Source organism: Phaeobacter gallaeciensis DSM 26640 (assembly GCF_000511385.1).
Lineage (GTDB): Bacteria > Pseudomonadota > Alphaproteobacteria > Rhodobacterales > Rhodobacteraceae > Phaeobacter > Phaeobacter gallaeciensis.
Genome location: NC_023137.1, coordinates 353113 through 379276, shown reverse-complemented (window position 1 = coordinate 379276; position 26164 = coordinate 353113). Strand labels below are relative to the sequence as shown.

The window sequence follows — 26164 nt, the reverse complement described above, 5'->3', positions numbered from 1 at the left end:
CCCGAATCTGGCACGAGAGATCATGAGCGACACAGCAGGCGACACAGCAGGCCAATCCCAATACCAGGTTCTGGCCCGCAAATACCGGCCCGAGACCTTTGCCGATCTGGTAGGTCAGGATGCCATGGTGCGGACGTTGAAAAACGCTTTTGCTGCCGACCGTATCGCCCAGGCCTTTATCATGACCGGTATTCGCGGCACCGGTAAGACGACAACCGCGCGGATCATTGCCAAGGGCATGAATTGCATCGGTGAGGATGGTCAGGGTGGCCCAACCACTGAACCTTGCGGCAAATGCGAGCATTGCACGGCGATCATGGAAGGTCGGCATGTCGACGTGATGGAGATGGACGCCGCCTCGCGCACCGGGGTGGGCGACATCCGCGAAATCATCGATTCGGTACAGTACCGCGCCGCTTCTGCCCGCTACAAGATCTACATCATCGACGAAGTCCACATGCTGTCGACCTCCGCCTTCAACGCGCTATTGAAGACGCTGGAGGAACCGCCCGCACATGTGAAATTCATCTTCGCGACCACGGAAATCCGCAAGGTACCGGTGACCGTCCTGTCGCGCTGCCAGCGCTTCGACCTGCGCCGCATTGAACCCGAGGTGATGATCGGCCTACTGCAAAAGATCGCCGGCGCCGAAAACGCGCAGATCGCCGAGGACGCGCTGGCGCTCATCACCCGCGCCGCCGAAGGCTCTGCCCGCGATGCCACCTCACTCCTTGATCAGGCGATCTCCCATGGCGCGGGCGAAACAACAGCAGATCAGGTCCGCGCCATGTTGGGGCTGGCGGATCGCGGACGGGTCTTGGACCTCATCGACATGATTCTGCGCGGCGACGCGGCTTCGGCGCTGACCGAACTCAGCGCGCAATATGCCGAGGGCGCCGATCCGCTGGCCGTACTGCGTGATCTGGCCGAGATCACCCATTGGGTGTCCGTGGTGAAAATCACCCCTGACGCGGCTGAAGACCCCACCGTCAGCCCGGATGAGCGCGCCCGTGGCAGCCAAATGGCCGAGGCGCTGCCGATGCGTGTCCTGACTCGGATGTGGCAAATGCTGCTGAAGGCGCTGGAAGAGGTCGCCGCCGCCCCCAATGCGATGATGGCTGCTGAAATGGCGGTGATCCGCCTGACCCATGTGGCAGACCTACCGACACCTGAACAGCTGATGCGCACCCTGCAGGATACGCCGCCGCCGCCATCCGGCGGGCATATGAACGCGCCCATGGGGAACTCTGGCGGACCATCTGGCGCCCCCCAAGGCGCAGGCGCTTACGTCCCCCAGCAACCCGGACCGCAGGGCGGCATGCCAGGCGGCCCCCAAGGCGGACCGACGATGTCGGCAGGCAACGGACAGGCAACCGCGCTCGCCCCGCAGGCAGATCTCGCCCTCGCCCGCTATCCCAGCTTCGAACATGTGATCGAACTGATCCGGGTAAAGCGCGACGGCCTGCTGCTGGAATATGTGAAGACCTACCTGCGTCTGGTGTCTTACCAACCCGGTCGGATCACTATTCAGCCAACGGATGACGCCCCCAAGGATCTCGCCGCACGTCTGGGCCAGCAGTTGCAGACCTGGACCCATGCCCGTTGGGTGATCTCCCTCGCCAATGAGGGTGGCGGTGAGACGATCACTGAACGTGACAACGCCGCTGAGAACGCCCTGCGAGCGGAGGCCAGCAAACACCCGATCGTTCAAGCTGTCCTTGAGAGCTTCCCCAACGCAAAGATCACCAAAATTCGCACAGCAGAAGATCTCGCCGCCGAGGTCGAAGCAGACGCCCTGCCAGAGGTCGAAGACGAATGGGATCCCTTCGAAGAAGAGTGACTTGGGCGATAGGCTTCATCGCGACGCTGTTTCCTGCCGCAGCCCTTGCAGAAGTCTGTGATAAGGAACGACCGTTTTGGCACCCAGGTAATGGTCCGGCCACAGCCTGGGATGAGTTGATTAACCTCTCCACCCTGCCCATGTCCCTTGCGTTGCTTGCCCTTGCGGGCATCGCCCTGGTCACACGAAACCGCCCGACCTTCGTAATCGCCGCCGTGCTTTGGGCCGGTATCGCCTTTGTCATTGCGGTTGACCGGTACGAAAACGCGCTTGATTATGTGGATACCTACGCCCTTGCTGAAGGCTGCCTCGGACCACCCCACTTGTTCATCGGCCTCGCAATTGCGATATGTGCGGTGATGACTTACGGCGCCTTGCGCCCTCGCACTTAGGAGAAAACAGATGCTCAAAGGCCTCGGCGGTCTTGGCGACATGGCCAAGATGATGAAATCGGCACAGGAACTGCAAACCAAAATGGCGCAGATGCAGGAAGAGCTGCACAATGTCATGGTCACCGGCGAAGCAGGCGCAGGTCTGGTGAAGGCGACTGCCTCGGCCAAGGGCGACCTGAAGGCGCTGGATATCGACCCGTCGATCTTCAACGGCGACGACAAGGAAGTGGTCGAAGACCTGATCCTCGCTGCGATCAAGGATGCCCAGGCCAAAGCCGCCGAAAAGGCGCAGGAAGAAATGGCCAGCCTGACCGAAAGCATGGGCCTGCCCAAGGATATCAAGCTGCCGTTCTGACGCTCGGCACCATATACACAACATCAGGCGGCCTTCGGGTCGCCTTTTGTTTTTGCCCGCGGCGCCCGCAAAAACAAAACCTGAACAGTTGCCCTGCGCCCCCTTGTACTCCGAGGGCGCAATCAGCCTATATAGCGGGGCAAAGAAGGGCGTTTAGGCATGATCAAGAACTCAACCACCGATATCGAAGACCTGATTGCCTTGATGGCCAAACTGCCGGGGCTGGGGCCGCGTTCTGCCCGCCGCGCCGTACTCCACCTCATTCGCAAACGCGCCCTGCTGCTGACTCCACTTGCTGAAACCATGAGCGAGGTGGCCGCCACCGCGCAGGAATGCCTCAACTGCGGCAATGTCGGCACTAGTGACCTCTGCACCATCTGTGAGGACATGACCCGTGCGAACGGCGAACTCTGCGTAGTGGAGGATGTGTCCGACCTCTGGGCCATGGAACGTGCGGGCGTTTTTAAGGGGCGATACCATGTGCTCGGCGGGACGCTCTCGGCCTTGGACGCGGTCGGTCCGGAGGATCTGCGCATTCCCCGTCTGGTGGACCGGGTTCAGGCCGAACAGGTCACCGAGGTTATTTTGGCATTGAATGCCACCATCGACGGCCAGACCACCGCGCATTACATCGCTGATCAGCTGAGCGGCCGCGTTCGCCTCACCTCACTGGCACAGGGTGTGCCCATCGGCGGAGAACTGGACTACCTCGACGAAGGCACCATCACAGCCGCCCTGCGCGCGCGTAAGGAGATCTGAAGCGCTCCAGCGGGTGCTACGCAACTTCGCCCCACCAGCCTTGACGAGATCAACCGAGACCGGCCACAAGACCCGCTCATAGCCACAAAGCGCAAGTCGCATCCGGCAATCTGCCAGTGGCCGAGTCTATGTTTTCAAGAGAAGAATGGTGGCGTGGGGGAGACTCGAACTCCCGACCTAACGATTATGAGTCGTTCGCTCTAACCAACTGAGCTACCGCGCCGTCGGGGTGCGAGGTACGCCAGCCACGCCCGCGCGTCAAGGCGGAAAAGTCAGAAAAATGCAGGGATCGGCGTCGAAAGGCGAATTTTCTGTGACGCTCAATTGAGCGACCTCCGCGCACCCCATTATGCGCCGCGACATTACCCTGGCGGCACCCCCGGCCTCTGCGCGCCCCAGACGAAAAAAGACCACGGAACGCAGCGCGCACCGTGGTCTTTGCTATCTGCTCTACCGCCAGCCCGGCGATACGTGGATCTCAGAAACGAGGATCGATGTTATCCTCGTCTTCATCCTCATCATCGCCACCAGCAGGCAGGTTGAAGAAGCTGTCCGCATCCACAACAGTCTCTTCCTCTGCCGCTTCAGGCTTGTCGTTGCCACCCAGGGTGAAGGTTTCAAGACCCTCGATCGCCGACGGCATACGCGGCTCTGCATCCATCTCAAGCGACTGCTCCGTCGACACCAGCTTGCGACGCTCATCATCGCTCATCACGCCACCTTCGGCAGCCTTCTTGGCCGCAGCCTTCTGGACGGCGGCGTCCAGCTCGGACTGTTTGCACAGGCCCAGAGCAACCGGGTCAATCGGCTGGATGTTGGCGATATTCCAATGGGTCCGCTCACGGATGGCCTGAATGGTCGGCTTGGTGGTACCGACCAGTTTCGACACCTGCCCATCGGACAGTTCCGGATGGAACTTCACCAGCCAATAGATCGAGGCCGGGCGATCCTGACGCTTGGACAGCGGTGTATAGCGCGGACCTCGGCGTTTTTCTTCGCCGGCGGCAGCCGGGTTGAACTTCAACTTCAGCTTATGCAGGGGGTTTTTCTCGGCCTTGTCGACCTCGTCCTGCGTCAGCTGGTTGTTGGCAACCGGGTCGAACCCTTTGACGCCCGCAGCCACATCGCCATCTGCAATGCCCTGGATTTCCAGCTCGTGCATGCCAACGAAATCGGCGATCTGTTTGAAGCTGATCGTGGTATTGTCCACCAGCCACACGGCGGTCGCCTTGGCCATCAACGGTTTTGCCATGCGCTCATCTCCTTAATAACACGGTTGTCCCAGATACATCTTTCCCGTCGCCTGAAAGAGGCTTCCCCGATTTGGGGCGGTTTCCGTTGTCGGGGAACTTCAGTTCTATATAGTCGCGATGTTTCTATAAGGAAAGAGGCGAATGCGCGGGATCAAACAGGCCCTGATGGCAGCCCTTATTGCAGTCACGGGCGCCGGGCTGAACATCGGCACGGCAACACCGGCAAAAGCCGAAGGCGAGATTGCCGGGCAGTTCGACTATTACGTTCTGGCACTCAGCTGGTCACCGAACTGGTGCGCGCTTGAAGGCGATGCCAAGAACTCCGACCAATGCGACCCCCGCCATGATCACGGCTGGACCCTGCATGGTCTGTGGCCGCAGTTTCACCGCGGCTGGCCCAGCTACTGCCGCACTGCCGAGGCCCCGCCAAGCCGCCAGCAGACGCGGCAGATGGCAGATATCATGGGAAGCCCCGGCCTCGCTTGGCATCAGTGGAAGAAACATGGCACCTGCTCCGGGCTGTCGCCCCGCGCCTATTTTGAGCTGTCGCGGCAAGCCTATGCGCAGATTGAACGTCCCGCCGCCTTCCGCAAACTGCAGCAACCGGTAACCCTGCCTGCGAGCTTGATCGAGCAGGCCTTCTTGCAGGACAATCCTGACCTGGCGCCCAACACGCTGACCATCACTTGCCGCGACGGTCACATCCAGGAGGCGCGTGTCTGTTTGTCCCGCGATCTGCAACCTGTCCCTTGCGGCAGGGATGTGATCCGTGATTGCACGCAGAAAAATGCGGTGTTTGAGCCGATCCGGTAAAGGCCATTCAACGGCAACTGGCAACAGCCTCAGCCCATGGACCAGCCCCGGATTGGCCCCTCGCGCCATAGTGACCCGCTTCACGATGTCTTTATGGTACGATACAGATACGCACCGGCATGGGGCGTCGCTGATCTGGAGCTACTACGCCCGTCTCCCCCAGACCCGTCCGCTCGGTGCGCCCTGCGCTAACCCGAGAGGAAGGATCATGGAACGCACCATCGGAAACCCCATCAGCTGGCTTGCCAAATCCCTTGGCCTGACCGGCTCTCATGTCTCCGCCTCGGTGGATCACCTCGGCAGCGACAAGGTTGGCGAGATGCCGCGTGTACTGCAATTGGACGTCACGGATCTGGGCGCCGCTCTTCGGGCTGGCTGGCAGGATTTCGCGGCCTGCCGATCTGATGCCATGGCGCTGGTGTTTCTCTACCCGCTGATTGGTGTTGCTCTCGTGGTCCTCAGCCTGTCGATGAACCTGCTGCCATTGGTGTTCCCGCTCGTTCTGGGCTTTGCGCTGATCGGACCGGTGGCCGCTGTTGGTCTCTATGAGATGTCGGCACGACGAGAGGCCGGGTTCACGCCGCGCTGGATGGATGCCTTTGCGGTGCTGCGGTCTCCTGCGTTCTTGTCGATCCTGATGCTGGGGCTATATCTTGCCGCGCTCTGCATCCTGTGGCTGACGGTCGCCGCCGCCATCTACAACCGAACACTTGGCCCCGAGGCCCCGGCCTCCCTCAGCCTGTTCATACAGGACATCTTCACAACTGCCCCCGGATGGGCAATGTTGCTGATCGGCGGCGCTGCGGGCGCGGTCTTTGCATTTGCCGCGCTCGCGGTCAGCCTTGTCTCATTCCCTCTGCTGCTAGACCGGCACGTCGGCCTTCCCATCGCAGTGGCGACCTCCCTGCGCGTGGTGCGCGAAAATCTGCTGGTCTCGCTGACTTGGGGCGCCATTGTCGCGCTGGCTCTGACGCTCGCCGCGGTTCCGATGTTTGCAGGCATGATCGTGGCGGTCCCGGTACTGGGACACGCCACATGGCACCTCTATCGTCGAGCCGTTGCCTGACCGCGAGCCTCTGCAACCAGCCAAATCAAGCGAGGCCTAGACTTCGCCACCAACTTCCAGAACGATTTTGCCGATATGGGTGGACCCTTCCATCCGCCTATGCGCCGCTGCGGCATCCGACAGAACAAAAGTCTGATCCATCACAGGCGCGAACTTCCCCGCCTCAATCAGAGGCCAGACCACTTCACGCAGATCCTGCGCGATCTGCGCCTTGGCCAGATCGCTTTGCGGGCGCAGGGTTGAACCGGTCAGCGTCAGCCGCCGGGCCATGATCTGGGCAAAGTTCAGCGCCACCTTCGGACCGGAGAGGAAGGCGATATGTACCATACGCCCATCATCCGCCAATGCACGCACATTGCGGGGAATATAGTCACCACCCACCATATCCAAAATCAGATTGGCCCCGCCTTCGCTCTTCAACACCTCTACGAAATCCTCGTCCCGGTAGTTGATCGCCCGCTCGGCCCCCAGCTTCAGGCAGGCCGCACATTTCTCATCCGACCCGGCGGTGGTGAACACCCGTGCGCCCAGCTGCGATGCCAGTTGAATGGCCGTCGTCCCAATCCCGGACGAGCCACCATGCACCAAGAACCGCTCCCCCGCCTGTAGGCCACCACGGGTGAAGACATTCGACCACACCGTGAAACAGGTTTCCGGCAAGCAAGCCGCCTGCTTCAGCGAAAACCCCTCAGGAATTGGCAGGCAATGCGCCGCCGGGGTCGCCACATATTCGGCGTAGCCTCCACCGGGCAGCAAGGCGCAGACGCGGTCGCCAATCTCTAGCTCACTGACCCCCGCCCCAAGGGCAACAACCTCGCCCGAGGCTTCCAGCCCCGGCAGGTCGCTCGCCGTCGGGGGCGGAGCATATTTACCAGCACGCTGTAGCGCATCGGGGCGATTGACGCCCGCATAGGCGACTTTCAGCACCACCTGCCCATGGCCGGGTGTCGGCACCGGGCGTTGGCAGACCTCCAATACATCGGGGGCGCCAGGCTCCCGGATCTCAATCGCGCGCATCATTTCGGTCATTGGCATTCCTCCGCTGTTGTCACTGACTAGCAAAGGACACCCGGCTGTCATAGGTCCCGCACCGCTGCGGATCGCTGTAACGTTACGCGGCTCAGCGTCGTGGCGCGGACCAGCTGCCCGGCAGGTCATCACGGGTGCCGGGCGCCTTGATCTGCTGCGCCAGCCAGTTCGGCCCCACCAGAAGGGGTTTCAGCAGTGGATTGGACTGCACCTGCGCCTTCAGCTTTTCGAACTGCATGACATTGTCGATCCGACGGTCCAGAAACTCCCAGCTGGCCTGATGCTCCAGACTGTCGTCACCCAACCAGTAGAGCACCGTCGCCGAATAGACCCCGGCAAGCGAGCCGCGTTTGGTGTACCAGTTGATATCCTCAGATGCGTCGCCCAGTGCAGTCCAGATCGCATCGACCGTGCCCCAGATTAGGCGAACTCCGTCGCCCGCGTATTGCGGCAAGGAAAACAGCGTGGTGCCGCGGCGCACCGCTTCCTTGTCATCGACCACTTCCAACCTCAACCGCACGGCACGTGCGATCTTGTCGCGAAACCGCAGGCCGGTCATGTCCTCTTCCGCCAGACGGTCGAGCATCAACTGATCGCCGCGTTTGTGAAAGGCAACGGCCAGATCCACCGCCCCACGCGGACACAGCGCCTCGGCCAGCGCTGGCGTGATCCCTGCGTCCTCGACAGCTGCAGCGAACGTCGCCGCGCTCCAACCATCAAAGGGCACATGCAACAGAGCTGCATCCAGCAATTGCCCGGTGATGTCTCCCGCCTCAGGCTCTGTGCGCGGGTCGGTGTGATCCTCAATCGTCATGGTCTCGCCTTCCGAAATTTCACGTCTTACTAATTGCAATCGCATCTGTTTACACAGGATATCTGATGTCACATGGGCAATATCCACCCGGCCAATCGTCTCACTGACGCGCCGCCGTCGATCGCCACAATGGCCTAACCGCCGACTGGCCCGGTACTGGACAAGCTAGGGCGACCTTGCTATATGGCCACTTCCTGCAAATCCTTGCAACTCAACTTAGAAAGGTGGTGAAAACCACATGCAGGTTAGTGTTCGCGACAACAACGTCGATCAGGCGCTCCGTGCCCTGAAGAAAAAGCTGCAGCGTGAAGGCGTCTTCCGTGAAATGAAGCTCAAGCAACATTTCGAGAAGCCGTCCGAGAAAAAAGCGCGCGAGAAAGCTGAAGCGATTCGCCGTGCCCGTAAACTGGCACGTAAGAAAGCACAGCGCGAAGGCCTCCTCTGAGCCCTTTGTCCGCAGTTCTGGACGCAAAATGACGACCCCCGAGGCTCAGCCGCGGGGGTTTGTCGTTTTTGGCCTCCCCATAAATAGCGAGTGCGACAATCCGCCACCTATAAACTTAATATTTTATCGAAAATTACACGCATTGCGTGTGTTCGTTTTGAGCAAACTGCGCTACTCTGGTTAATGCACGGGCAGGCTGACGCGTTTCCCCAGCAGCTGCCCGCTCCATCGGATTTGGAACACCCGATGGTCTAACCCGGAGCAGGCAGCGTCTCCCCCCCATCAGGCGCTTGTCTTACCCCCTTACAACCAAGGCATTTGCCGCTCCGGGTTCCTTCTTCCCCGCCTCATCCCCGCGCAGAAAACGCCAGCATGGCACATTTGTGCCCGTTTCCAGTGCGGCGGCCACGTCAGCTCTGGTCAGTAAATCTTGGGCACATAGAGATCATCCGGCAGCACCCTGCGCTCGTAGTCGGGCTTATATTCGCGATCCGGCAGCGACACGCGTTCACTTGGCACATCGCAATAGGGGATCTTGGTCAGAAGGTGCTCGATACAGTTCAACCGCTCACGCTTCTTGTCGTTCCCTTCCACAATATACCAGGGCGCTTCGGGAATATTGGTGCGCTCGAACATATCTTCCTTGGCCTTGGTATACTGCTCCCAGCGGATGCGACTCTCCAGATCCATTGCCGATAGCTTCCACTGCTTCATCGGGTCGTGGATCCGCATGAGAAACCGCAGCTGCTGCTCCTCATCGGTGATGGAAAACCAATATTTCAGCAGGATAATGCCCGACCGCACCAACATCCGCTCGAATTCGGGGACGTCCTGAAAAAACTGCTCGACCTGATCATCGCTGGCAAAGCCCATCACCCGCTCCACCCCGGCCCGATTATACCAGGAGCGGTCGAACAGCACGATTTCACCTGCGGCCGGCAGGTAGGGCACATAACGCTGAAAATACCACTGACTCTGCTCACGGCGACTGGGAGCCGGCAGTGCAACCACACGCGCCACACGCGGGTTCAGACGTTGGGTAATCCGCTTGATCACCCCGCCCTTGCCGGCACTGTCGCGCCCCTCAAACAGGATACAGACCTTGGCCCCGGTGTGCTGGACCCAATCCTGAACTTTGATCAGCTCAGCCTGCAACCGCAGAAGATTGCTAAAATAGACCTTGCGATCCAGCATCTCAGGATGCTGCGAGCGATAGATCTTGCGCAATTCCATCGACAACATCGGCTCGGCGAATTCGATCTCGAAATCCTCGTCCAGCGTGTCCTGAAGTTCGGCGTCCAGCCAGTCAAAGGAATCAGGGTCATGGTCGCTGGTCACGCTAAGGCTCCTTGGTCGTTCAATGGTCAGTCACGCGGCAGTATCAGGCGGATGTGATCGTTTCGTGTCACATTCAGGCAAGCGATAAGTGCTGTTAGCCCCTCTGGTCCCTGAAAGGGCCAGCGCATCCCGCAAGCCACGCGCCAGCCGGATCGGAACAGGGAATCGAATATTGGCGGCAGACGCAAGGGGGCATGCAGCCCGAGCCACCAATTACCCGCGATGATCGCTCAAAATCATGTCAGCTGCCTTTTCCGCAATCATGATCGTCGGCGCGTTGGTATTGCCGCTGGGAATCACTGGCATCACGCTGGCATCAACCACCCGCAGCCCGCCAACTCCGCGCAAACGCAGCGCGCCGTCCACCGGGGCCGCCTCCTCCGCGCCCATTCGTACCGTACAGGTCGGATGAAAAATGGTTGTCCCGATCGCGCCTGCCGCCTGCATCAGATCCGCCTCATCATCCGAACCGCCGCCGGGTTTCAGCTCCTGCGGTGCATAACGCTGCATGGCCCCCTGGCCCATAATCGCCCGCGCTTGCCGGATGGCCGCCACGGCCACCTGACGGTCGCCTTCGGTCGATAGGTAATTCGGCGCGATCCGGGGCGCCTGCATGGGATCCGCGCTGGCGATAGCCACCTCTCCCCGGCTTTCAGGTCGCAGGTTACACACGCTTGCCGTCAACCCTGGAAAGTCATGCAGCGGCTGACCAAAGGCGTCGAGCGTCAGGGGCTGAACGTGATACTCCAGATCTGGCGTCGCCAGATCCGGGCGCGAACGGGAAAACGCCCCGAGCTGGCTCGGCGCCATCGACATCGGGCCGGACCGGCGCAACGCATATTCCGCTGCAATCTTTGCCTTGCCCAAAAACGAATTGGCCAGCGTGTTCAGCGTCTTTGCCCCTTGCAGCCGCCAGGCGCAACGCAATTGCAGATGATCCTGCAGGTTCTGACCAACCTCGGGCATGTCCCGCTGCACAGTAATTCCGTGGTCTCGCAGCACGTCAGCCGGACCCAGACCAGACAGCTGAAGGATCTGTGGGCTGTTGATCGCCCCTGCGGACAGGATCACTTCTCCGTCCGTCCGCGCTGTTTTCACCACACCGCCTTGGCGGTATTCCACCCCAACGGCACGACCGTTCTCGATCAGGATGCGCTGGATATGGGCGCCGGTCTCTACCTTCAGGTTTTGCCCCGTCGCGGTGCGTAAAAACGCCTTGGCCGTATTCATCCGCCAGCCGCCGCGTTGATTCACCCGAAAATAACCGACGCCCTCGTTGTTGCCGGTATTAAAATCGGTGACTTTGGGCAGGCCCCATTCGGCAGCAGCCTGCATCCAGTCATCCAGTACATCCCAGTGCAGGCGCTGGTTCTCCACCCGCCATTCGCCGCCTGCCCCGTGCATATCAGACGGGCCGTCGACGTAATCCTCTGATTTCTTGAAATAGGGCAGCACATCATCCCAGCCCCAGCCAGTGAGTCCGCGCTGGCGCCAGCCATCGTAGTCCGCCGCCTGTCCGCGCAGATAGAGCATTCCGTTGATGGACGAACAGCCGCCCAGCACCTTGCCGCGCGGATAGATCAGCGCGCGCCCATTCAGCCCGGCCTCCGCCTCAGTTCGATACATCCAGTCGGTGCGTGGGTTGTTGATGCAGTAGAGATAGCCCATCGGGATATGCACCCAATGGTAGTTGTCCTTGCCGCCCGCCTCCAGCAGCAGCACCCGCTGGCCTGCCGCGCTCAACCGGTTGGCCAACACGCAGCCCGCGCTGCCTGCGCCGATAATGATATAGTCCCAGTCCATACGCCCCCGCCCGCGACAGTCCTGCCGTTCTGTTCTATCGGGCAGTCTTTCCCAGATCATTCCGCCTGACAAGCCATCCAAGGCCCAGGCACGCTGGAAGGGCTAGACCGGTAGTGCCGTAGTCTTGAATACGGTACGCAATGCAAAAGAACTCTGCATCTGCGCCACACCGGGCAGCCGTGTCAGGTGTTGGCGGTGGATGCGGGCGAAATCATCGGTGTTTTCAGCCACCACCTTCAGGATGTAATCCGCCGTACCCGCCATCAGATGGCACTCCAACACATCGGGAATGCGCCCCACCGCCTTCTCAAAGGCGTCCAGCAGCTCATCGGCCTGGCTTTGCAGCGTGATCTCCACAAAGACGGTTGCCGGCAGGTTCATCTTGCGCGCGTCAAGAAGAGCGACGTAATTACGGATATACCCGTCTGTCTCCAACCGTTGCACACGCCGGTGGCAGGCGGATGCCGACAGGTTCACCTGCTCGCTCAGTTCAGCGTTGGAGATCCGCCCCTGCTTCTGCAATACCTGCAAGATGCGACGATCTGTGTGATCAAGTGACATATCTTGAAAGATCCTTCGATAAAGGGTGAGCATATTAGAAGAACCTTCGATATGCACCTTTTTATTTCGCCTAAAAAAGCAGCAAATCTCATCACTCCTGCGGCATCATAGCGCAAGCATGCTGGAGGAGAGATCGCATGAAAATCGGATGCCCCACTGAGATCAAGCCGCAGGAATTCCGCGTCGGGATGACACCGGACGCCGCCCGCGAAGCCGTAAACCATGGCCATACCGTCCTAATTCAGGCCGGTGCCGGGATGGGCGCTGGCTTCACTGACGAAGATTATACTACAGCAGGTGCCGCAATCATCGACACCGCCGAGGAGATCTTTGCCACCGCAGACATGATCGTGAAGGTGAAAGAACCGCAAGCCGTTGAGCGCAAGATGCTGCGTGAGGGCCAGTTGCTGTTCACCTATCTGCACCTCGCCCCCGACCCGGACCAGACCCGTGATCTGCTGGAGTCCGGTTGCACCGCGATTGCCTATGAAACCGTGACCGACGACCGTGGCGGCCTGCCGCTGCTGGCGCCAATGTCCGAAGTTGCCGGCCGTCTGGCGCCGCAAGTGGGCGCCTATACCCTGCAAAAAGCCAATGGCGGTCGCGGCGTTCTGATGGGTGGCGTTCCCGGCGTAGCCCCCGCCAAGGTTGTGGTGATCGGCGGCGGTGTCGTTGGCACTCATGCAGCCAAGATTGCCGCTGGCATGGGCGCGGACGTGACCATCCTCGACCGTTCCTTGGCCCGCCTGAAATATCTCGACGATGTCTTCGGCCGCGACTTCAAGAACCAATACTCCACCGCAGGCGCCACGGCCGAGCTGGTGCGTGATGCAGACATGGTGATCGGCGCGGTTCTGATCCCCGGTGCCGCAGCACCAAAGCTGGTCTCACGTGCACAACTTAGCGAGATGAAGCCCGGTGCGGTCCTCGTGGATGTCGCCATCGACCAGGGCGGCTGCTTTGAGACATCAAAGGCCACCACCCACGCCGATCCAATCTATGAGGTCGACGGCATCATGCACTACTGCGTGGCCAACATGCCCGGCGCTGTTGCCCGCACCTCGACCCAGGCACTGGGCAACGCCACCCTGCCATTCTTGCTGAATTTGGCAAACAAAGGCTGGAAACAAGCCTGCGCAGACGATCCGCATCTGCTGAATGGCCTGAACGTGCACGCAGGCAAGCTGACCTATTTCGCGGTCGGCAAGGCTCTGGGCATCGACGTTGTCTCCCCTCAGCTGATGATTAAGTAACACCTCCCGATCACTTGGTATCAGCCAACGCAAGGCCTCGCAGACGCGGGGCCTTATCTCGTTTTTGACAGGTGGGAAAAAGTTGCCAACCCCACTAGACAATCGGTCTAGTGACCTTATGTCTACTCGTATGAGCGACACCCGACTGCATATTCTGGACACCGGACGCGCACTGACAGCACAGCGCGGCTACACCTCCGTCGGCCTGACGGAGCTGCTGGCGACGGCACAGGTGCCGAAAGGATCGTTCTACCACTACTTCTCCTCCAAAGAGGACTACGGCTGCGCCCTGCTGCGTCACTACGTCGATCAGTACCGGATTGAACTAGGGCCCACGCTGAACAATCCAGAACTCACCGGGCGCGATCAGGTGCTGTCTTACGTCACCGCCTGGCAGGAACGGCAGAGCTCGGACATGGCCGGTCAAAAATGCCTCATCGTCAAACTGGCTGCCGAAATCGCCGACCTCTCCCCCGCGATGCGCGGCATTCTGCAACAGGCTGTCGAAGGCATTACCACGCGGCTGGCCGACTGCCTGCGCAAAGGTCAACGGGACGGTTCCCTCAGCCCGAGCGTCGACCCCGTTCAGACGGCAACATCGCTTTATCAGATCTGGCTTGGGGCCGGCCTGATGGCGCATCTGTCTCAGGACAGCACCCCGTTTGACACCGCCATGCTCCAGACCCGCACCATGCTGCCCTCGCCTAGGCAAACCTAACCTACCATAACCGTTCCGACGCAGCTGGCAGCCACCAAAAAAAATTACCGATCACTAGACGATCGGTCTAATCCCTCAAGAAAAGGACCCCAACATGACGCAGACATCCACCACCAACCGCCAGTATGTCCTCGCCGAGCGCCCCAAGGGTGAACCAACCGACAGCACCCTGCGCCTGGAAACCACAGACGTGCCCACCCCCGGCGAAGGCCAGATGCTCCTGCGCAACGAATACCTGTCGCTGGATCCCTATATGCGCGGTCGGATGAGCAGCGCGCCTTCTTATGCCGCGCCGGTCGAGATCGATCAGGTCATGGTGGGTGGCACCGTTGCCGAGGTCGTGACATCCAACGTCAAGGGATATGAAAAAGGCGATTGGGTCGTCGCATTCGGCGGTTGGCAGGACTACACGCTGTCGGATGGCACCGGTGTGATCAATATGGGCAAGACCCCGCAAAACCCGTCTTGGGCGCTTGGTGTTCTGGGCATGCCGGGCCTCACCGCTTGGGCGGGTCTCACACAGATCGGCCAGCCAAAAGAAGGCGAAACCCTGGTCGTCGCAGGCGCCAGCGGCCCGGTTGGCGCAACTGTTGGTCAGATCGGCAAGATCCTCGGTCTGCGCGTCGTCGGCATCGCGGGTGGGGCGGAAAAATGTCAGCACGTGGTCGAGACTTTGGGCTTTGATGCCTGCATCGACTACAAGGCCGACAGCTTTGCCGACGACCTTGCCAAGGCGGTTCCAGATGGCATCGACATCTATTTCGAAAACGTCGGCGGCGCTGTCTTTGACGCGGTGATGCCGCTGCTGAACCCCTCTGCCCGCATCCCGCTCTGCGGTCTGATTTCCCAGTACAACGCCACTGCCCTGCCCGACGGCCCTGATCGGATGAACTACCTGATGGGCCAGCTGCTGCGTAAACGCATCACCATGCGCGGCTTTATCGTGTTCGACGATTTCGGCCATCTCTACCCGGAGTTTGCCAAGCAGATGACCGGCTGGGTGCAGGAGGGCAAAGTGAAATACCGCGAAGAAATGATCGAAGGCCTGGAACAAGCCCCCGCCGCATTTGTTGGTCTTTTGAGAGGCGAAGCGTTTGGCAAACGTGTCATCCACCTCGCCGACTGATCTGAACTTCAGAATATAAGGAGACCCGAGATGAAAATCCTGATGGTCCTCACCTCCCATGACAAACTGGGCGACACAGGCGAAAAAACCGGCTTCTGGCTGGAGGAATTCGCCGCGCCTTATTATGCGCTGAAAGATGCAGGCGCCGACATCACACTGGCCTCCCCCAAAGGGGGGCAACCCCCGCTTGATCCCAAAAGCGATGATGAAAGCGCCCAGACCGATGCCACCCGCCGGTTCAAGGAAGATACCGCCGCGCAGGACGCCTTGGACAACACCAAGGTTTTGGCAGAGGTCGAAGACGATGGCTTTGACGCGGTGTTCTATCCCGGCGGTCACGGCCCTCTCTGGGATCTGGCCGAGGATGCCGACAGCCGCCGCCTGATCGAGGCCTTCGCACACAGCGACCGTCCCGTCGGCGCTGTCTGCCACGCTCCGGCCGTGTTCCGCCACACCAAAGACGCCGATGGCGCGCCGCTGGTACAGGGCAAACGCGTGACCGGCTTCTCCAACAGCGAAGAAGACGGCGTCGGCCTCACCAACGTCGTACCCTTCCTGGTGGAAGACATGTTGGCTGAGAATGGCGCCACCTATGAGAAAGGCGACGACTGGGCCTCCTTTGCCATCACCGACAGCAAGCTGGTCACCGGCCAGAACCCTGCCTCATCAGAAGAGGCCGCCAAACAGCTGCTCGCCCTGCTCTGAGGCACACAGCCTGATTGTTAAATGAGAAAGGCCGCCCAGCAGTCATGCGGGCGGCCTTTTGCATCGGCATGTGATGTCGCGATCAGGTCGCTTCTTTCATGCTCTCTTCCAGATAGATCTCGCGCAAGCGCTTGGCGATCGGACCCGGCGTGCCATCGCCCAGCGCCACGCCGTCGATCTCAACCACCGGCATCACAAAGGCGGAGGCCGATGTGGTAAAGGCCTCATCCGCCTCTTTTGCCTCCTCAATGGTGAACAGGCGCTCTTCGATCTTCATCTGCGCCTCTTCTGCCATGCGCAAAACCGCCTTGCGGGTGATGCCGTGCAGAATGTCATTGGACAGCGGGCGGGTAACAATCACGCCATCCTTCACGAAGTAGGCGTTGTTAGAGGTCCCTTCGGTCACATGACCATCCTCGATCATCCAGGCATCATCGGCCCCCGCCTTCTTCGCCATCATCTTGCCCATGGAGGGGTAAAGCAGCTGCACGGTCTTAATGTCGCGACGGCCCCAGCGAATATCCTCGATCGAGATGATCTTAGCGCCCTTGCGCGATGCCGGGCTGTCCGCCAGACCGGGTTTGTTCTGGGTGAACAACACGATGGTGGGTTTGGTATCCGCCGAGGGGAAGACAAAATCACGGTCCCCATCAGAGCCACGGCTGACCTGCAGATAGACCAGCCCCTCGTCGATACCGTTCAGCTCTACCAGCTTGCGGTGAATCTCCAGCAGCTCTTCCTTGGTGCAAGGCTCGGCCATCTCCAGCTCATCCAGCGAGCGTTTCAGACGCACAGCGTGCCCTTCGAAATCAATCAGCTTTCCACCCAGGACCGAGGTTACCTCATAGACAGCGTCCGCCATCAGGAAACCACGATCAAAGATCGAGACCTTGGCCTCATCTTCCGGCAGGTAATCGCCATTCACATATACGGTACGGGTCATCTTGGTCTCCTTAACCCCACAAGGCCGCTTTTGGCGGGTGTACGCCAGCTGCATCAAAATTCAACGGTTCCGCACGGTCTTCGGCCAACAGAAGCGGCCCGTCAAGATCGGTGACCACCGCCCCCTGTGCAACCAGTGTCGCAGGCGCCATGGCAAGCGAGGATCCGACCATGCAGCCCACCATCACTTCAAAGCCGCGCGCCAGCGCCGCGTCGCGCAGTTTCAGCGCCTCCGTCAGACCACCGGTCTTGTCCAGCTTGATGTTAATGACGTCGTATTTCCCCTCAAGGGCTGCGAGGCTCTCGCGGTCATGGCAGCTCTCATCCGCACAGACCGGCACCGGGCGCTCCATCCCAAGAAGGGCAGCATCCTCCCCCGCAGGCAGCGGCTGTTCCACCAGCGCCACCCCCAGTCGCACCAGATGCGGGGCCAGATCAGCATAAACCTCGGCACTCCAGCCCTCGTTGGCATCGACAATGATACGAGCCTCCGGGGCACCGGCGCGTACGGCTTCCAAACGGGCCATGTCATCAGCAGTACCCAGTTTGATCTTCAGTAGTGGGCGATGGGCATTCTTGGCGGCCTGCGCCTGCATGTTTTCGGGGCTGTCCAGCGACAGCGTATAGGCGGTGATTTCTGGTTTTGGCTCCGGCAGTCCTGCCAGCTCCCACACGCGCTTACCCGCCTGTTTCGCTTCCAGATCCCACAGCGCGCAATCAACGGCATTGCGCGCGGCCCCTGCAGGCAAAAGCAATTGCAGCTCTTCGCGGCTGAAACGCTCTGGCAGACCTTCAATTTCAGCCGTCACACTCTCCAGCGTCTCACCATAACGCGCATAAGGCACACATTCACCACAGCCCGTCACGCCATCCTGTTCGATACGCACGGTCAGCACCTTGGCCTCGGTGCGTGATCCTCGGGAGATGGTAAAGACCTGCGCCAGCTTGAAAATATCGGGTGTCACGCTGATCTGCATATGTCTCTCCATAACTGCGGTTGTTTTCTTTGTCTAAAGAACCGGAAAAGGCCCAAAGGACACCCGCACGGCCGGGCACCCCAATGTCATCTTTCCAAAAATACTCCCGCCGGAGGCTTCGAACCGTTCGGCTCACCCCCGGCGGCAGCAGGGGTTAGATCACACAGCGTCCAGCGCGTCCACCAGACGACCCGCGCCATGGCGATAGGGATCCACCGCCGGCAGCCCCATGCGGGCCTCAACTTCTGCGAGATAGGATTTCGCGTCCTCCTCGCTCAAATGCTGTGTGTTGACCGAAATGCCCACGACCTTGCACTCAGGATTGGAGACCTGCGCCAGCGACAACGCGGTGTCACGCAGCTGCTCAAGGCTCGGCAGCTTATAACCCGGCAGACCCCGCATATGCTCACGGGTCGGCTCATGGCACAGGATCAGCGCATCCGGCTGCCCCCCATGCACCAGCGCCATGGTCACACCAGAATAAGACACATGGAACAACGAGCCCTGCCCCTCGATCAGATCCCAGTGATCATCGTCATTGTCCGGGGTCAGATACTCGATTGACCCTGCCATGAAATCCGCGATTACCGCATCCAGCGGCACGCCATGGCCGGTGATCAGAATACCGGTCTGGCCAGTGGCGCGGAAGGTCGACTTCATTCCGCGCTTCTGCATCTCGGCATCCATGGCCAGCGCAGTATACATCTTGCCCACGGAACAATCGGTGCCAACGGCCAGACAGCGTTTGCCGCTACGCTTCACACCATTTGCAATCGGATAGCCGACAGTGGGCACGCGGACATCATGCAAGGTTCCGCCATGGGTCTGGGCCGCCGCCACCAGATCACCCTCGTCCCGCAGCAGATTGTGCAGCCCGGACGCCAGATCATAACCCATCTCCAAGGCTGCAATAAGCACCTCTTTCCAAGCTGGAGAGATCACGCCGCCACGATTGGCCACACCAATCACCAACGTCTTGGCGCCCGCCGCCTTGGCCTCTGCCAGCGTCATATCGGTCAGCCCAAGATCCGCGCCACAGCCGGGCAGGCGGATCTGGCCCACGGCGTGGTCCGGGCGCCAGTCGCGAATACCGATGGCCACTTTGGCGGCCAGCATATCGGGCGCATCGCCCAGGAACAGCAGATATGGGGTCTCGATCATGGCGGGGCCTCCTCAGAAAAAGTCGAGTTCCGCGCGAGTGTAGGAGAGCGCGCCTGCGAGAGGATCCCGAATTCTGCGCAACATCTGAAAATTGACGCATGAATCTTCTAACCTTGGCGAAATAATCCGAAGATCCTCCCGGTTAGTGATCATATACGCCGGTTCCTTGCTTGCGCTGTGGTACAACTGGTCCCCCAGTGACTGTTTCTGCGCTCGCAATGCTGCGCCTGCACAAAATGCTTGCGGGTCGCACTGCAATTTAATACCAAAATGACAAACAATTACGACACATCATTACTCAGAGGTCGCTGATATGAGCTTTCGCATCCAACCCGCCGCCCCGGCCCGCCCGAACCGCTGTCAGCTGTTTGGCCCCGGCTCCAACACCAAACTCTTCCCAAAAATGGCAACCTCAGCAGCAGATGTGATCAACCTCGACCTGGAGGATTCGGTCGCCCCGTCGGATAAGGATGCAGCCCGTGCCAATGTGATCGAGGCCCTGAACACGGTAGACTGGGGCAGCAAATACATGTCTGTACGGATCAACGGGCTGGATACCCCCTATTGGTACCGCGATGTGGTCGATCTGCTGGAACAGGCAGGCGACCGGCTTGACCAGATCATGATCCCAAAAGTGGGCTGCGCCGAAGATGTCTATGCTGTTGACGCCTTAGTCACCGCGATTGAACGCGCCAAGGCCCGCCGCAAGCCGATATCCTTCGAGGTGATCATCGAATCGGCCGCCGGCATCGCCCATGTTGAGGCCATCGCCGCCGCCAGCCCGCGCCTGCAAGCGATGAGCCTCGGCGCGGCGGATTTTGCCGCCTCCATGGGCATGCAAACCACCGGCATCGGCGGCACCCAGGAAGACTACTACATGCTACGCGCTGGTGAAAAACACTGGTCGGATCCCTGGCACTGGGCGCAGGCCGCCATTGTCGCCGCCTGCCGTACCCATGGGGTCCTGCCGGTAGATGGACCCTTCGGCGATTTCTCCGATGACGAGGGCTACATCGCCCAGGCCAAACGCTCCGCCACGCTGGGCATGGTCGGAAAATGGGCCATCCACCCAAAACAAATCGCGCTGGCCAATCAGGTCTTCACCCCATCTGATGAAGCGGTCTCAGAGGCGCGCGAGATCCTCGCCGCCATGGAACAAGCCAAGGCCAACGGCGAAGGCGCCACGGTCTATAAGGGCCGTCTGGTCGATATCGCCTCCATCAAACAGGCCGAAGTGATCGTCGCCCAATCGGAGTTGATCGCCCAGAACGGCTAACGGTTTGTAAAACCGGGGGTGCGACAGTACCCCCGGTATGACATTGGCCGTCAAGGCAGAGACAAAGGCAGGCGAAGCACATGATCGATCTCACCCTGATCCACACCGCCGAGACCCATGTCGCCACCTTCGATGCGCTGGCGGGCAAAGCAAAGCTGCATCATATCGTCCGTCCCGACTGGCTGGAGCGGGCCCAAGACGGCGTCGACGACGCCCTTCGCCACGAAATCACCACCGAAATCCAGCGCCTGACCGGCCCCATCCTCTGCACCTGCACCACGTTGGGAGAGCTGGCCGAAAGTCTCGGCGCCACCCGGCTCGACTGGCCGATGATGCAGACCGCGGCGCAGATCGGCGGACCGGTGCTGATTGCATATTGTCTGGAAAGCACACGCGCACCCTCAACCGCCCTGTTAGAGCGCGCCTTCAGCGACCTCGGCACATCAGCAGAAATCCGCACCTTGCCGCTGACCGGCCTCTGGCCGCATTTCACCGCAGGCGATACCGATCTGTTCCATAAACAGATCGCCACCTGGGTCAGCACCAGCCTGGCCCTCGTGGCCGATACCTCCTGTGTGGTGCTGGCGCAGGCCTCCATGGCTAGCGCTGCCAATCTGATCGAAGCCGAGATCCCGGTGCTCGCATCCCCCGCCATCGCCATGCGAAGCCTCACAGGCGCAGACTGACGCCAGCCCCGTCACCTTTCTCTAAATACTCAATCTCCGACGCCCCGTCTCTCAGGCCCGCATGTCCTTGGGAGATCCCATCACCACATAGGTGGTGATCGAGGTCACATAGGGGGATGTTCCCAGAATATCAGTATGAAACTGCTTGTAGCTGGGCAAATCCGCGCATTCGACCCGCAGGAGATACTCGATGGTTCCGGTGATATTGTGGCACTCCACCACCTCGGGCGCCCGCCGCATGGCATGTTCGAATGCCTCCTGCGCCTCTTTGGTGTGCTCTCCCAGTCCCACCCCGATATAGGTGACAAAGCCAACACCCAGTGCCTGCCGGTCCAATACAGCCCGATATCCGGTAATCACCCCGCCGCGCTCCAGATCCTGCACCCGCCGCAGGCAGGCAGAAGGCGACAGCCCCACGCGATCCGCCAGCTCAAGATTGCTGATCCGCCCGTCGCGGCTCAGCTCCTGCAATATCCTGTCGTTTATATAATCCAGTTTCGCCATTTGTTGCAAAATATGACGCCCGTTTGCAGAGAACGCAATTTCATTCGCTCAAATACTCGCCACTTTCATCGCCATGACCTACGAACTCTTCTTCGCCCTCGCGGGCTTTGTCTTTGGCACGGTGTTCACCCCCGGACCCAACAACCTGATGCTGATGGCCTCCGGCGCCAACTTCGGCTTTCGCCGCTCCCTTCCGCATCTGACAGGCGTCGCGGTTGGCTTTCCTCTGATGATCCTGCCCGTTGGCCTTGGGGTGATGCAGCTGTTTGATGCCTTTCCCGCGCTCACCTGGATTATGACGGCACTTTCAGTTGCCTATATGCTGTGGCTCGCTTGGAAAGTCGCCAATGCGGCCCCGCCGCGCGATGGTGAGGCGCAGGGAACACCGCTTAGCTTCCTTCAGGCCTGCGCCTTCCAATGGGTCAACCCCAAGGCCTGGGCGATGGCCCTTGGCGCAATCACCCTTTATGCGGCCAGCCGCGATGTGACTGCCATTCTCTGGGTATCGGGCACCTATTTGCTGGTGGGCAGTTTCTCAGCGTCGACCTGGACATTGCTGGGCCAGCAACTGCGACGGCTGCTGACCCAACCCGCACAGTTGCGGGCCTTCAACTGGACCATGGCGGCTCTGCTTCTTGCGTCGCTGGCTGCGATCCTGCTGCAGCGCTGAGTGTCATTTCAGCGGCAGGCAGATCTCCGTCAGCAACTCCTCCGGTGCAACCTGATGCGGATCATTGAGATAGATCTCATAGCAGGGCGCATCGGCGGGCTCCTCGCCCGACTGTGGCAACCACGCGCCAAACAAATCACCATAGGCGGCATGGATGCCGGAATATGGCCCCTTATAGGTCATCACCGCAGTCTTGCCGCCGGGCAGAGCCACCGCCTCCATATCTTCGGGCAGGGTAACACCTTCAGCCGTGCTGGCCCCGGCATAGCTGCGCAGCTCGGCATCGGGGACTGTATCTGGACTGTCGAGGTAGACGCCGATCATCTGGCGCATCTGTGGCCAGAGATTGCGCGCGGTACATAGCGCTGAGAACGCCTCAAAGCTGCGCCCGATCTCGCTATAGGCCCCCTTGTGGGCCAATGCGGCCAGGGTGCGAGCGGGTTCAGTACGAATCGTGGTGGGATACATGGGGTCTCCTTGGGATATTAGATTGGGATTGGGCGGCAGAAGACGGCCCTTCCTGCGAAAGGCCGCGGGCGACGCTCCATAAGCCTCGGCAAAGACACGCGCAAAAGATCGCGCATTGGGATACCCTGCAGCCCGACCGATGCTCTCAATCGGGGCTGCGCCCTGCACCAGTGCCGTCGCGGCCAGATGCAACCGAATCCGACGCACCGCCTGTGCACAGGTTTCCCCGGTCAGGGCACGAAACACCCGGTGCCAGTGGAACCGCGACATCGCCGCAACATCCGCCAGTGCATCCAGCGACAGGTCCCCCTCGGGGTTGTCGTAGATATAGCCCAGCACCCGCAGAATGCGGTCCTCATAGGAGTTGCTCATGGAAAACGTCCCTCTTCTGCCCTGATTTGGATGCCACAGTAGCACTTCACAAATCTTGCTGAGTTGCATCCGTCGGCCCTTGAGGCCATATATCGGGCAAACCGCTCGAGTGAGACGACATGACCCAGTACATGGATTTTGAGAAACCGTTGGCCGAAATCGAAGGCAAAGCGGAAGAACTGCGCGCCCTGGCACGGGCAAATGAAGAGGCTGATCTGACCGATGAGGCCGCCGCCCTTGACGCGAAGGCGGCGCAATTGCTGATCGATCTCTATAAGGATCTGACACCCTGGCGCAAATGTCAGGTTGCTCGTCACCCTGAACGCCCGCATTGCCGTGACTACATCGATGCGCTGTTCACCGAATATACCCCGCTGGCCGGCGACCGGAACTTTGCCGATGATCTCGCCGTGATGGGCGGATTGGCCCGGTTCAACGATCAGCCCGTGATGGTGATCGGCCATGAGAAAGGCTCCAACACCAAGGCGCGCATCGCCCATAACTTCGGCATGGCCCGCCCCGAGGGGTACCGCAAGGCCATCCGCCTGATGGAAATGGCCGGCCGGTTTGGTCTGCCTGTTGTCACGCTCGTGGATACGGCAGGCGCCTACCCCGGCAAAGGCGCAGAAGAGCGCGGCCAGTCCGAGGCCATCGCCCGCTCCACTGAAATGTGCCTGAAAATCGGCGTGCCGCTGATCTCCATCATCATTGGGGAAGGCGGCTCTGGCGGTGCTGTGGCCTTTGCCACTGCCAACCGCGTGGCGATGCTGGAACATTCCGTCTACTCCGTGATCAGCCCCGAAGGTTGCGCGTCTATCCTCTGGAAAGATGCCGAGAAGATGCGCGAAGCCGCAGAGGCCCTGCGCCTCACCGCCCAGAACCTCAAGGAGCTGGCCGTGGTGGACAAGATCATCCCCGAACCGCTCGGTGGCGCCCACCGCAATGCCGAGGCCGCCTTTGAGGCGGTGCGCGGCGCGCTGTCCGACATGCTGGCAGAGCTGGACGGCAAGGACGCCGCCGCCCTGATCAAGGACCGCCGACAGAAGTTCCTGGATATCGGGTCGAAGGGGCTGGCGGCTTAAGGCCACCTGCAACGCTCTGATTTAAAACGAAACCCCGGCCTGTGCGCCGGGTTTTTTCTATGTGTGCTCGCATCGTGACGATCTGCTTACGGAACAATCCTGCGCTGCTGCGCATTTGACTGATAGATGCCCTTTCCTAGGGCCAGGAGCGCCACCATGTCAGACCGCCTAAAATCAGAGCTCGCAAACCGTACCCTGCCCTCGCAGCAAACCCGCAATGAGATTCTTGACCAGATCAACCCAGATGACTTCTCCTGGGCAATACCAATCATGCGTACCGGCTATGGTGGTCGGGCGCTGGTCTATCTCACGATTGCCGGTACCTCGCTGTGGTCGATCTGGCAGGGAGGCGATGCCAAAGGAACCACTGCGGCTTTGGAATGGTTGGATGGGGGATGGGGCACAATCGTTCTGCTTTTCATCATTCTTGGGCTGACGGCCTACGCAATTTGGCGTGTCGTCGACAGCATCTGGGATCTCGAAGCCTATGGCCTGGGTGTAAAGGGGCTTGTCGCCCGCACGGCTATGATCGTGACGGGCCTCGTTCATCTCGTCATGGCAGGCCTCGCCGTTGCGGTCCTCATCGATCACCAATCTGACAGCAACTCCCGCGGTGATAAGATCGCGCAACTTGCGTCGTCTTCGACTGGCACGATTATTTTTAGCGTGGTGGGCCTCCTGACTCTGAGTGCAGCCGTCTACTACCTTCACAAAGCATGGGACGAAGGCTACCGGACACACCTCAAAGCCAATCAGCTTACCCGACGCCTCAATACCTTGCTGAAAATCGGGGTCGCCGCAAACGGCGTGGTTATTGGCGTTATCGGAGCACTTATCATGAAGGCCGCCGTGTCGGCCTCCGCTGACAATCCAGACGGTATCGGTAGTGTCTTTGACTGGCTGCAGGCGCAGGTTTTTGGTCAGATCCTTGTCACGGCTCTCTGCCTCGGACTTTTGGGCTTTGCGCTGTTCTGCTGGATAAATGCACTGTATCGCGTTGTGCCCAAGGCCAGCTCTAGCGGCACAAAGACCCTCGGCGATGTACTCAGCGGCGACTGACGGCGCGACCTATCCCGCTAGCATCCGCAGCCCTTGTGTCACGTCTGAACGCACTGCCAATCGCAACCCCGGTTCATCCCCAGCCTTAAGTGCTGCAATGATCAACTTGTGATTCTGCGGCGGTTCGGTCCGCCGCAGCCGACCATAAAGCGCCCGCATGGTAGGCCCCAGTTGCAGCCAGACCGTCTCCGCCATCGCCAGCATCGCCGGGGCCTGCGCCCGCAGATACAGCGTACGGTGAAACTCCAGATTGGTACGGATATAGCCGACGGCATCCCGCTTGGAGATCATTTCGGCAACATTGCTGTTGATGCTCTGCAACCGGTCGATCAGCGCGATATGCGCGCGCGGCAGAGCCCGGCTGGCCAGCTCGACCTCGATCAGCGCCCGCAGGGCTGCCAGTTCCTCAATCCGCTCATTTGTCAGCTCCGGCGTCGATACCCGACCCGAAGACGACAGGAACAAGGCCCCTTCTGCCACCAACCGCCGCACCGATTCGCGGGCCGGCGTCATCGACACATCAAACTCACGACCAATCCCGCGGAGTGTCAGGGCCTCCCCCGGTGCTATCTCGCCGTGCATGATCCGGGTGCGTAATGCACGGTAGACCCGGTCGTGGGCAGAGCCGGTGGGCGGCTCAACAGTCGGGCGAATGGGGTTGGACACAGGATCAGACATAAAGATGTTGTGATCACAA

The 26164-nt window shown here is 60.3% G+C and carries 28 protein-coding genes and 1 tRNA gene; 16 read left to right on the top strand and 13 right to left on the bottom strand.

Features of this window, described 5'->3' with window-relative positions:
* The first annotated feature begins 22 nt into the window (after positions 1-22).
* The 4 genes from GAL_RS01915 (at position 23) to recR (ending at position 3346) form a co-directional block, all read left to right on the top strand.
* Positions 23-1840, top strand: a complete 1818-nt coding sequence (locus tag GAL_RS01915) for a DNA polymerase III subunit gamma/tau (protein ID WP_024095899.1) — start codon at positions 23-25, stop codon at positions 1838-1840.
* A complete protein-coding gene (locus GAL_RS01910) occupies positions 1837-2232 on the top strand; it encodes a hypothetical protein (RefSeq protein WP_244462783.1) in 396 nt (131 codons plus the stop codon). The genes GAL_RS01915 and GAL_RS01910 overlap by 4 nt, the downstream gene beginning before the upstream one ends.
* A gap of 10 nt (positions 2233-2242) precedes the next feature.
* On the top strand, positions 2243-2587 hold the full coding sequence (locus GAL_RS01905; protein ID WP_024095897.1) for a YbaB/EbfC family nucleoid-associated protein: 345 nt from the start codon (positions 2243-2245) through the stop codon (positions 2585-2587).
* Positions 2588-2746: 159 nt separating this feature from the next.
* A complete protein-coding gene (gene recR / locus GAL_RS01900; protein ID WP_024095896.1) occupies positions 2747-3346 on the top strand; it encodes a recombination mediator RecR in 600 nt (199 codons plus the stop codon).
* Between the two features lie 146 nt (positions 3347-3492).
* Here recR and GAL_RS01895 read toward each other — a convergent pair.
* Both GAL_RS01895 and GAL_RS01890 read right to left on the bottom strand, forming a co-directional pair.
* Positions 3493-3569: transfer RNA gene (locus tag GAL_RS01895), tRNA-Met, on the bottom strand.
* Positions 3570-3824: 255 nt separating this feature from the next.
* Positions 3825-4598: a DUF1013 domain-containing protein gene (locus GAL_RS01890; protein WP_024095895.1), complete on the bottom strand. Its 774-nt coding sequence runs from the start codon at positions 4596-4598 to the stop codon at positions 3825-3827.
* Positions 4599-4740: 142 nt separating this feature from the next.
* Between GAL_RS01890 and GAL_RS01885 the strand changes: the two genes are divergently transcribed.
* Positions 4741-5412, top strand: a complete 672-nt coding sequence (locus tag GAL_RS01885) for a ribonuclease T2 family protein (protein WP_024095894.1) — start codon at positions 4741-4743, stop codon at positions 5410-5412.
* A 208-nt stretch (positions 5413-5620) separates the two neighbouring features.
* Positions 5621-6478, top strand: coding sequence for a DUF2189 domain-containing protein (locus GAL_RS01880; RefSeq protein WP_024095893.1), 858 nt, complete (start codon positions 5621-5623; stop codon positions 6476-6478).
* Positions 6479-6514: 36 nt separating this feature from the next.
* On the opposite strand, the gene GAL_RS01875 is transcribed toward GAL_RS01880, so the two are convergent.
* Positions 6515-7507 (bottom strand): NAD(P)H-quinone oxidoreductase, encoded by a 993-nt coding sequence (locus tag GAL_RS01875; RefSeq protein WP_024095892.1) that lies wholly within the window; start codon positions 7505-7507, stop codon positions 6515-6517.
* A 91-nt stretch (positions 7508-7598) separates the two neighbouring features.
* Positions 7599-8321, bottom strand: coding sequence for a COQ9 family protein (locus GAL_RS01870; RefSeq protein WP_024095891.1), 723 nt, complete (start codon positions 8319-8321; stop codon positions 7599-7601).
* A gap of 238 nt (positions 8322-8559) precedes the next feature.
* Between GAL_RS01870 and rpsU the strand changes: the two genes are divergently transcribed.
* Positions 8560-8766 carry a 30S ribosomal protein S21 gene (gene rpsU, locus GAL_RS01865; RefSeq protein ID WP_005614280.1) on the top strand — a complete coding sequence of 69 codons (207 nt, stop codon included), beginning with the start codon at positions 8560-8562 and terminating at the stop codon, positions 8764-8766.
* Between the two features lie 420 nt (positions 8767-9186).
* Here the strand turns inward: rpsU and ppk2 are convergent, their stop codons facing one another.
* The 3 genes from ppk2 to GAL_RS01850 all read right to left on the bottom strand — a co-directional run bounded on the left by ppk2 (position 9187) and on the right by GAL_RS01850 (position 12468).
* A complete protein-coding gene (ppk2, locus tag GAL_RS01860) occupies positions 9187-10104 on the bottom strand; it encodes a polyphosphate kinase 2 (RefSeq protein WP_024095890.1) in 918 nt (305 codons plus the stop codon).
* A 213-nt stretch (positions 10105-10317) separates the two neighbouring features.
* Positions 10318-11907 carry a GMC family oxidoreductase gene (locus GAL_RS01855; protein ID WP_024095889.1) on the bottom strand — a complete coding sequence of 530 codons (1590 nt, stop codon included), beginning with the start codon at positions 11905-11907 and terminating at the stop codon, positions 10318-10320.
* 102 nt (positions 11908-12009) lie between these two features.
* Positions 12010-12468, bottom strand: coding sequence for an Lrp/AsnC family transcriptional regulator (locus GAL_RS01850; protein WP_024095888.1), 459 nt, complete (start codon positions 12466-12468; stop codon positions 12010-12012).
* Between the two features lie 137 nt (positions 12469-12605).
* Here GAL_RS01850 and ald point away from each other — a divergent pair, with 137 nt between their 5' ends.
* From ald to GAL_RS01830, 4 genes are all read left to right on the top strand, one after another.
* The gene (gene ald / locus GAL_RS01845; protein ID WP_024095887.1) at positions 12606-13721 is read left to right on the top strand and encodes an alanine dehydrogenase; all 1116 of its coding nucleotides are present in this window, start codon (positions 12606-12608) and stop codon (positions 13719-13721) included.
* Positions 13722-13851: 130 nt separating this feature from the next.
* The gene (locus GAL_RS01840) at positions 13852-14439 is read left to right on the top strand and encodes a TetR/AcrR family transcriptional regulator (protein ID WP_244462784.1); all 588 of its coding nucleotides are present in this window, start codon (positions 13852-13854) and stop codon (positions 14437-14439) included.
* A gap of 94 nt (positions 14440-14533) precedes the next feature.
* Positions 14534-15565 (top strand): NADP-dependent oxidoreductase, encoded by a 1032-nt coding sequence (locus tag GAL_RS01835; protein WP_024095885.1) that lies wholly within the window; start codon positions 14534-14536, stop codon positions 15563-15565.
* A gap of 30 nt (positions 15566-15595) precedes the next feature.
* Positions 15596-16270 carry a type 1 glutamine amidotransferase domain-containing protein gene (locus tag GAL_RS01830; protein ID WP_024095884.1) on the top strand — a complete coding sequence of 225 codons (675 nt, stop codon included), beginning with the start codon at positions 15596-15598 and terminating at the stop codon, positions 16268-16270.
* An 82-nt stretch (positions 16271-16352) separates the two neighbouring features.
* On the opposite strand, the gene GAL_RS01825 is transcribed toward GAL_RS01830, so the two are convergent.
* The 3 genes from GAL_RS01825 to dgcN all read right to left on the bottom strand — a co-directional run bounded on the left by GAL_RS01825 (position 16353) and on the right by dgcN (position 19350).
* Positions 16353-17213, bottom strand: coding sequence for a D-amino-acid transaminase (locus GAL_RS01825; protein ID WP_024095883.1), 861 nt, complete (start codon positions 17211-17213; stop codon positions 16353-16355).
* A gap of 10 nt (positions 17214-17223) precedes the next feature.
* Positions 17224-18189 carry an N-acetyl-D-Glu racemase DgcA gene (gene dgcA, locus GAL_RS01820; protein ID WP_024095882.1) on the bottom strand — a complete coding sequence of 322 codons (966 nt, stop codon included), beginning with the start codon at positions 18187-18189 and terminating at the stop codon, positions 17224-17226.
* Between the two features lie 159 nt (positions 18190-18348).
* Positions 18349-19350 carry an N-acetyltransferase DgcN gene (gene dgcN, locus GAL_RS01815; protein WP_024095881.1) on the bottom strand — a complete coding sequence of 334 codons (1002 nt, stop codon included), beginning with the start codon at positions 19348-19350 and terminating at the stop codon, positions 18349-18351.
* A 313-nt stretch (positions 19351-19663) separates the two neighbouring features.
* Here dgcN and GAL_RS01810 point away from each other — a divergent pair, with 313 nt between their 5' ends.
* Positions 19664-20626, top strand: coding sequence for an L-malyl-CoA/beta-methylmalyl-CoA lyase (locus tag GAL_RS01810; RefSeq protein WP_024095879.1), 963 nt, complete (start codon positions 19664-19666; stop codon positions 20624-20626).
* An 80-nt stretch (positions 20627-20706) separates the two neighbouring features.
* Entirely contained in the window at positions 20707-21312 is a 606-nt protein-coding gene (locus GAL_RS01805; protein ID WP_024095878.1) for a hypothetical protein, read from the top strand.
* Positions 21313-21363: 51 nt separating this feature from the next.
* On the opposite strand, the gene GAL_RS01800 is transcribed toward GAL_RS01805, so the two are convergent.
* Complete coding sequence (locus GAL_RS01800) at positions 21364-21816, bottom strand: Lrp/AsnC family transcriptional regulator (protein WP_024095877.1); 453 nt, start codon at positions 21814-21816, stop codon at positions 21364-21366.
* Positions 21817-21889: 73 nt separating this feature from the next.
* On the opposite strand from GAL_RS01800, the gene GAL_RS01795 reads away from it, so the two are divergent.
* On the top strand, positions 21890-22486 hold the full coding sequence (locus GAL_RS01795) for a LysE family translocator (protein WP_024095876.1): 597 nt from the start codon (positions 21890-21892) through the stop codon (positions 22484-22486).
* 3 nt (positions 22487-22489) lie between these two features.
* On the opposite strand, the gene GAL_RS01790 is transcribed toward GAL_RS01795, so the two are convergent.
* Positions 22490-23326 carry an AraC family transcriptional regulator gene (locus GAL_RS01790; protein WP_024095875.1) on the bottom strand — a complete coding sequence of 279 codons (837 nt, stop codon included), beginning with the start codon at positions 23324-23326 and terminating at the stop codon, positions 22490-22492.
* Between the two features lie 119 nt (positions 23327-23445).
* Here GAL_RS01790 and GAL_RS01785 point away from each other — a divergent pair, with 119 nt between their 5' ends.
* Both GAL_RS01785 and GAL_RS01780 read left to right on the top strand, forming a co-directional pair.
* The gene (locus GAL_RS01785; RefSeq protein WP_024095874.1) at positions 23446-24408 is read left to right on the top strand and encodes an acetyl-CoA carboxylase carboxyltransferase subunit alpha; all 963 of its coding nucleotides are present in this window, start codon (positions 23446-23448) and stop codon (positions 24406-24408) included.
* A 156-nt stretch (positions 24409-24564) separates the two neighbouring features.
* Complete coding sequence (locus tag GAL_RS01780) at positions 24565-25467, top strand: DUF1206 domain-containing protein (protein WP_024095873.1); 903 nt, start codon at positions 24565-24567, stop codon at positions 25465-25467.
* A 9-nt stretch (positions 25468-25476) separates the two neighbouring features.
* Here GAL_RS01780 and GAL_RS01775 read toward each other — a convergent pair whose 3' ends face one another.
* Entirely contained in the window at positions 25477-26145 is a 669-nt protein-coding gene (locus tag GAL_RS01775) for a GntR family transcriptional regulator (protein ID WP_040104275.1), read from the bottom strand.
* Between the last annotated feature and the right edge of the window lie 19 nt (positions 26146-26164).

Coding starts and splice junctions, on each gene's coding strand:
- GAL_RS01915 (WP_024095899.1), top strand. CDS start 23: ATGAGCGACACAGCAGGCGACACAGCAGGCCAATCCCAATACCAGGTT.
- GAL_RS01905 (WP_024095897.1), top strand. CDS start 2,243: ATGCTCAAAGGCCTCGGCGGTCTTGGCGACATGGCCAAGATGATGAAA.
- recR (WP_024095896.1), top strand. CDS start 2,747: ATGATCAAGAACTCAACCACCGATATCGAAGACCTGATTGCCTTGATG.
- GAL_RS01890 (WP_024095895.1), bottom strand. CDS start 4,598: ATGGCAAAACCGTTGATGGCCAAGGCGACCGCCGTGTGGCTGGTGGAC.
- GAL_RS01885 (WP_024095894.1), top strand. CDS start 4,741: ATGCGCGGGATCAAACAGGCCCTGATGGCAGCCCTTATTGCAGTCACG.
- GAL_RS01880 (WP_024095893.1), top strand. CDS start 5,621: ATGGAACGCACCATCGGAAACCCCATCAGCTGGCTTGCCAAATCCCTT.
- GAL_RS01875 (WP_024095892.1), bottom strand. CDS start 7,507: ATGACCGAAATGATGCGCGCGATTGAGATCCGGGAGCCTGGCGCCCCC.
- GAL_RS01870 (WP_024095891.1), bottom strand. CDS start 8,321: ATGACGATTGAGGATCACACCGACCCGCGCACAGAGCCTGAGGCGGGA.
- rpsU (WP_005614280.1), top strand. CDS start 8,560: ATGCAGGTTAGTGTTCGCGACAACAACGTCGATCAGGCGCTCCGTGCC.
- GAL_RS01855 (WP_024095889.1), bottom strand. CDS start 11,907: ATGGACTGGGACTATATCATTATCGGCGCAGGCAGCGCGGGCTGCGTG.
- GAL_RS01850 (WP_024095888.1), bottom strand. CDS start 12,468: ATGTCACTTGATCACACAGATCGTCGCATCTTGCAGGTATTGCAGAAG.
- ald (WP_024095887.1), top strand. CDS start 12,606: ATGAAAATCGGATGCCCCACTGAGATCAAGCCGCAGGAATTCCGCGTC.
- GAL_RS01840 (WP_244462784.1), top strand. CDS start 13,852: ATGAGCGACACCCGACTGCATATTCTGGACACCGGACGCGCACTGACA.
- GAL_RS01835 (WP_024095885.1), top strand. CDS start 14,534: ATGACGCAGACATCCACCACCAACCGCCAGTATGTCCTCGCCGAGCGC.
- GAL_RS01830 (WP_024095884.1), top strand. CDS start 15,596: ATGAAAATCCTGATGGTCCTCACCTCCCATGACAAACTGGGCGACACA.
- GAL_RS01825 (WP_024095883.1), bottom strand. CDS start 17,213: ATGACCCGTACCGTATATGTGAATGGCGATTACCTGCCGGAAGATGAG.
- dgcA (WP_024095882.1), bottom strand. CDS start 18,189: ATGCAGATCAGCGTGACACCCGATATTTTCAAGCTGGCGCAGGTCTTT.
- dgcN (WP_024095881.1), bottom strand. CDS start 19,350: ATGATCGAGACCCCATATCTGCTGTTCCTGGGCGATGCGCCCGATATG.
- GAL_RS01810 (WP_024095879.1), top strand. CDS start 19,664: ATGAGCTTTCGCATCCAACCCGCCGCCCCGGCCCGCCCGAACCGCTGT.
- GAL_RS01805 (WP_024095878.1), top strand. CDS start 20,707: ATGATCGATCTCACCCTGATCCACACCGCCGAGACCCATGTCGCCACC.
- GAL_RS01800 (WP_024095877.1), bottom strand. CDS start 21,816: ATGGCGAAACTGGATTATATAAACGACAGGATATTGCAGGAGCTGAGC.
- GAL_RS01795 (WP_024095876.1), top strand. CDS start 21,890: ATGACCTACGAACTCTTCTTCGCCCTCGCGGGCTTTGTCTTTGGCACG.
- GAL_RS01790 (WP_024095875.1), bottom strand. CDS start 23,326: ATGAGCAACTCCTATGAGGACCGCATTCTGCGGGTGCTGGGCTATATC.
- GAL_RS01785 (WP_024095874.1), top strand. CDS start 23,446: ATGACCCAGTACATGGATTTTGAGAAACCGTTGGCCGAAATCGAAGGC.
- GAL_RS01780 (WP_024095873.1), top strand. CDS start 24,565: ATGTCAGACCGCCTAAAATCAGAGCTCGCAAACCGTACCCTGCCCTCG.
- GAL_RS01775 (WP_040104275.1), bottom strand. CDS start 26,145: ATGTCTGATCCTGTGTCCAACCCCATTCGCCCGACTGTTGAGCCGCCC.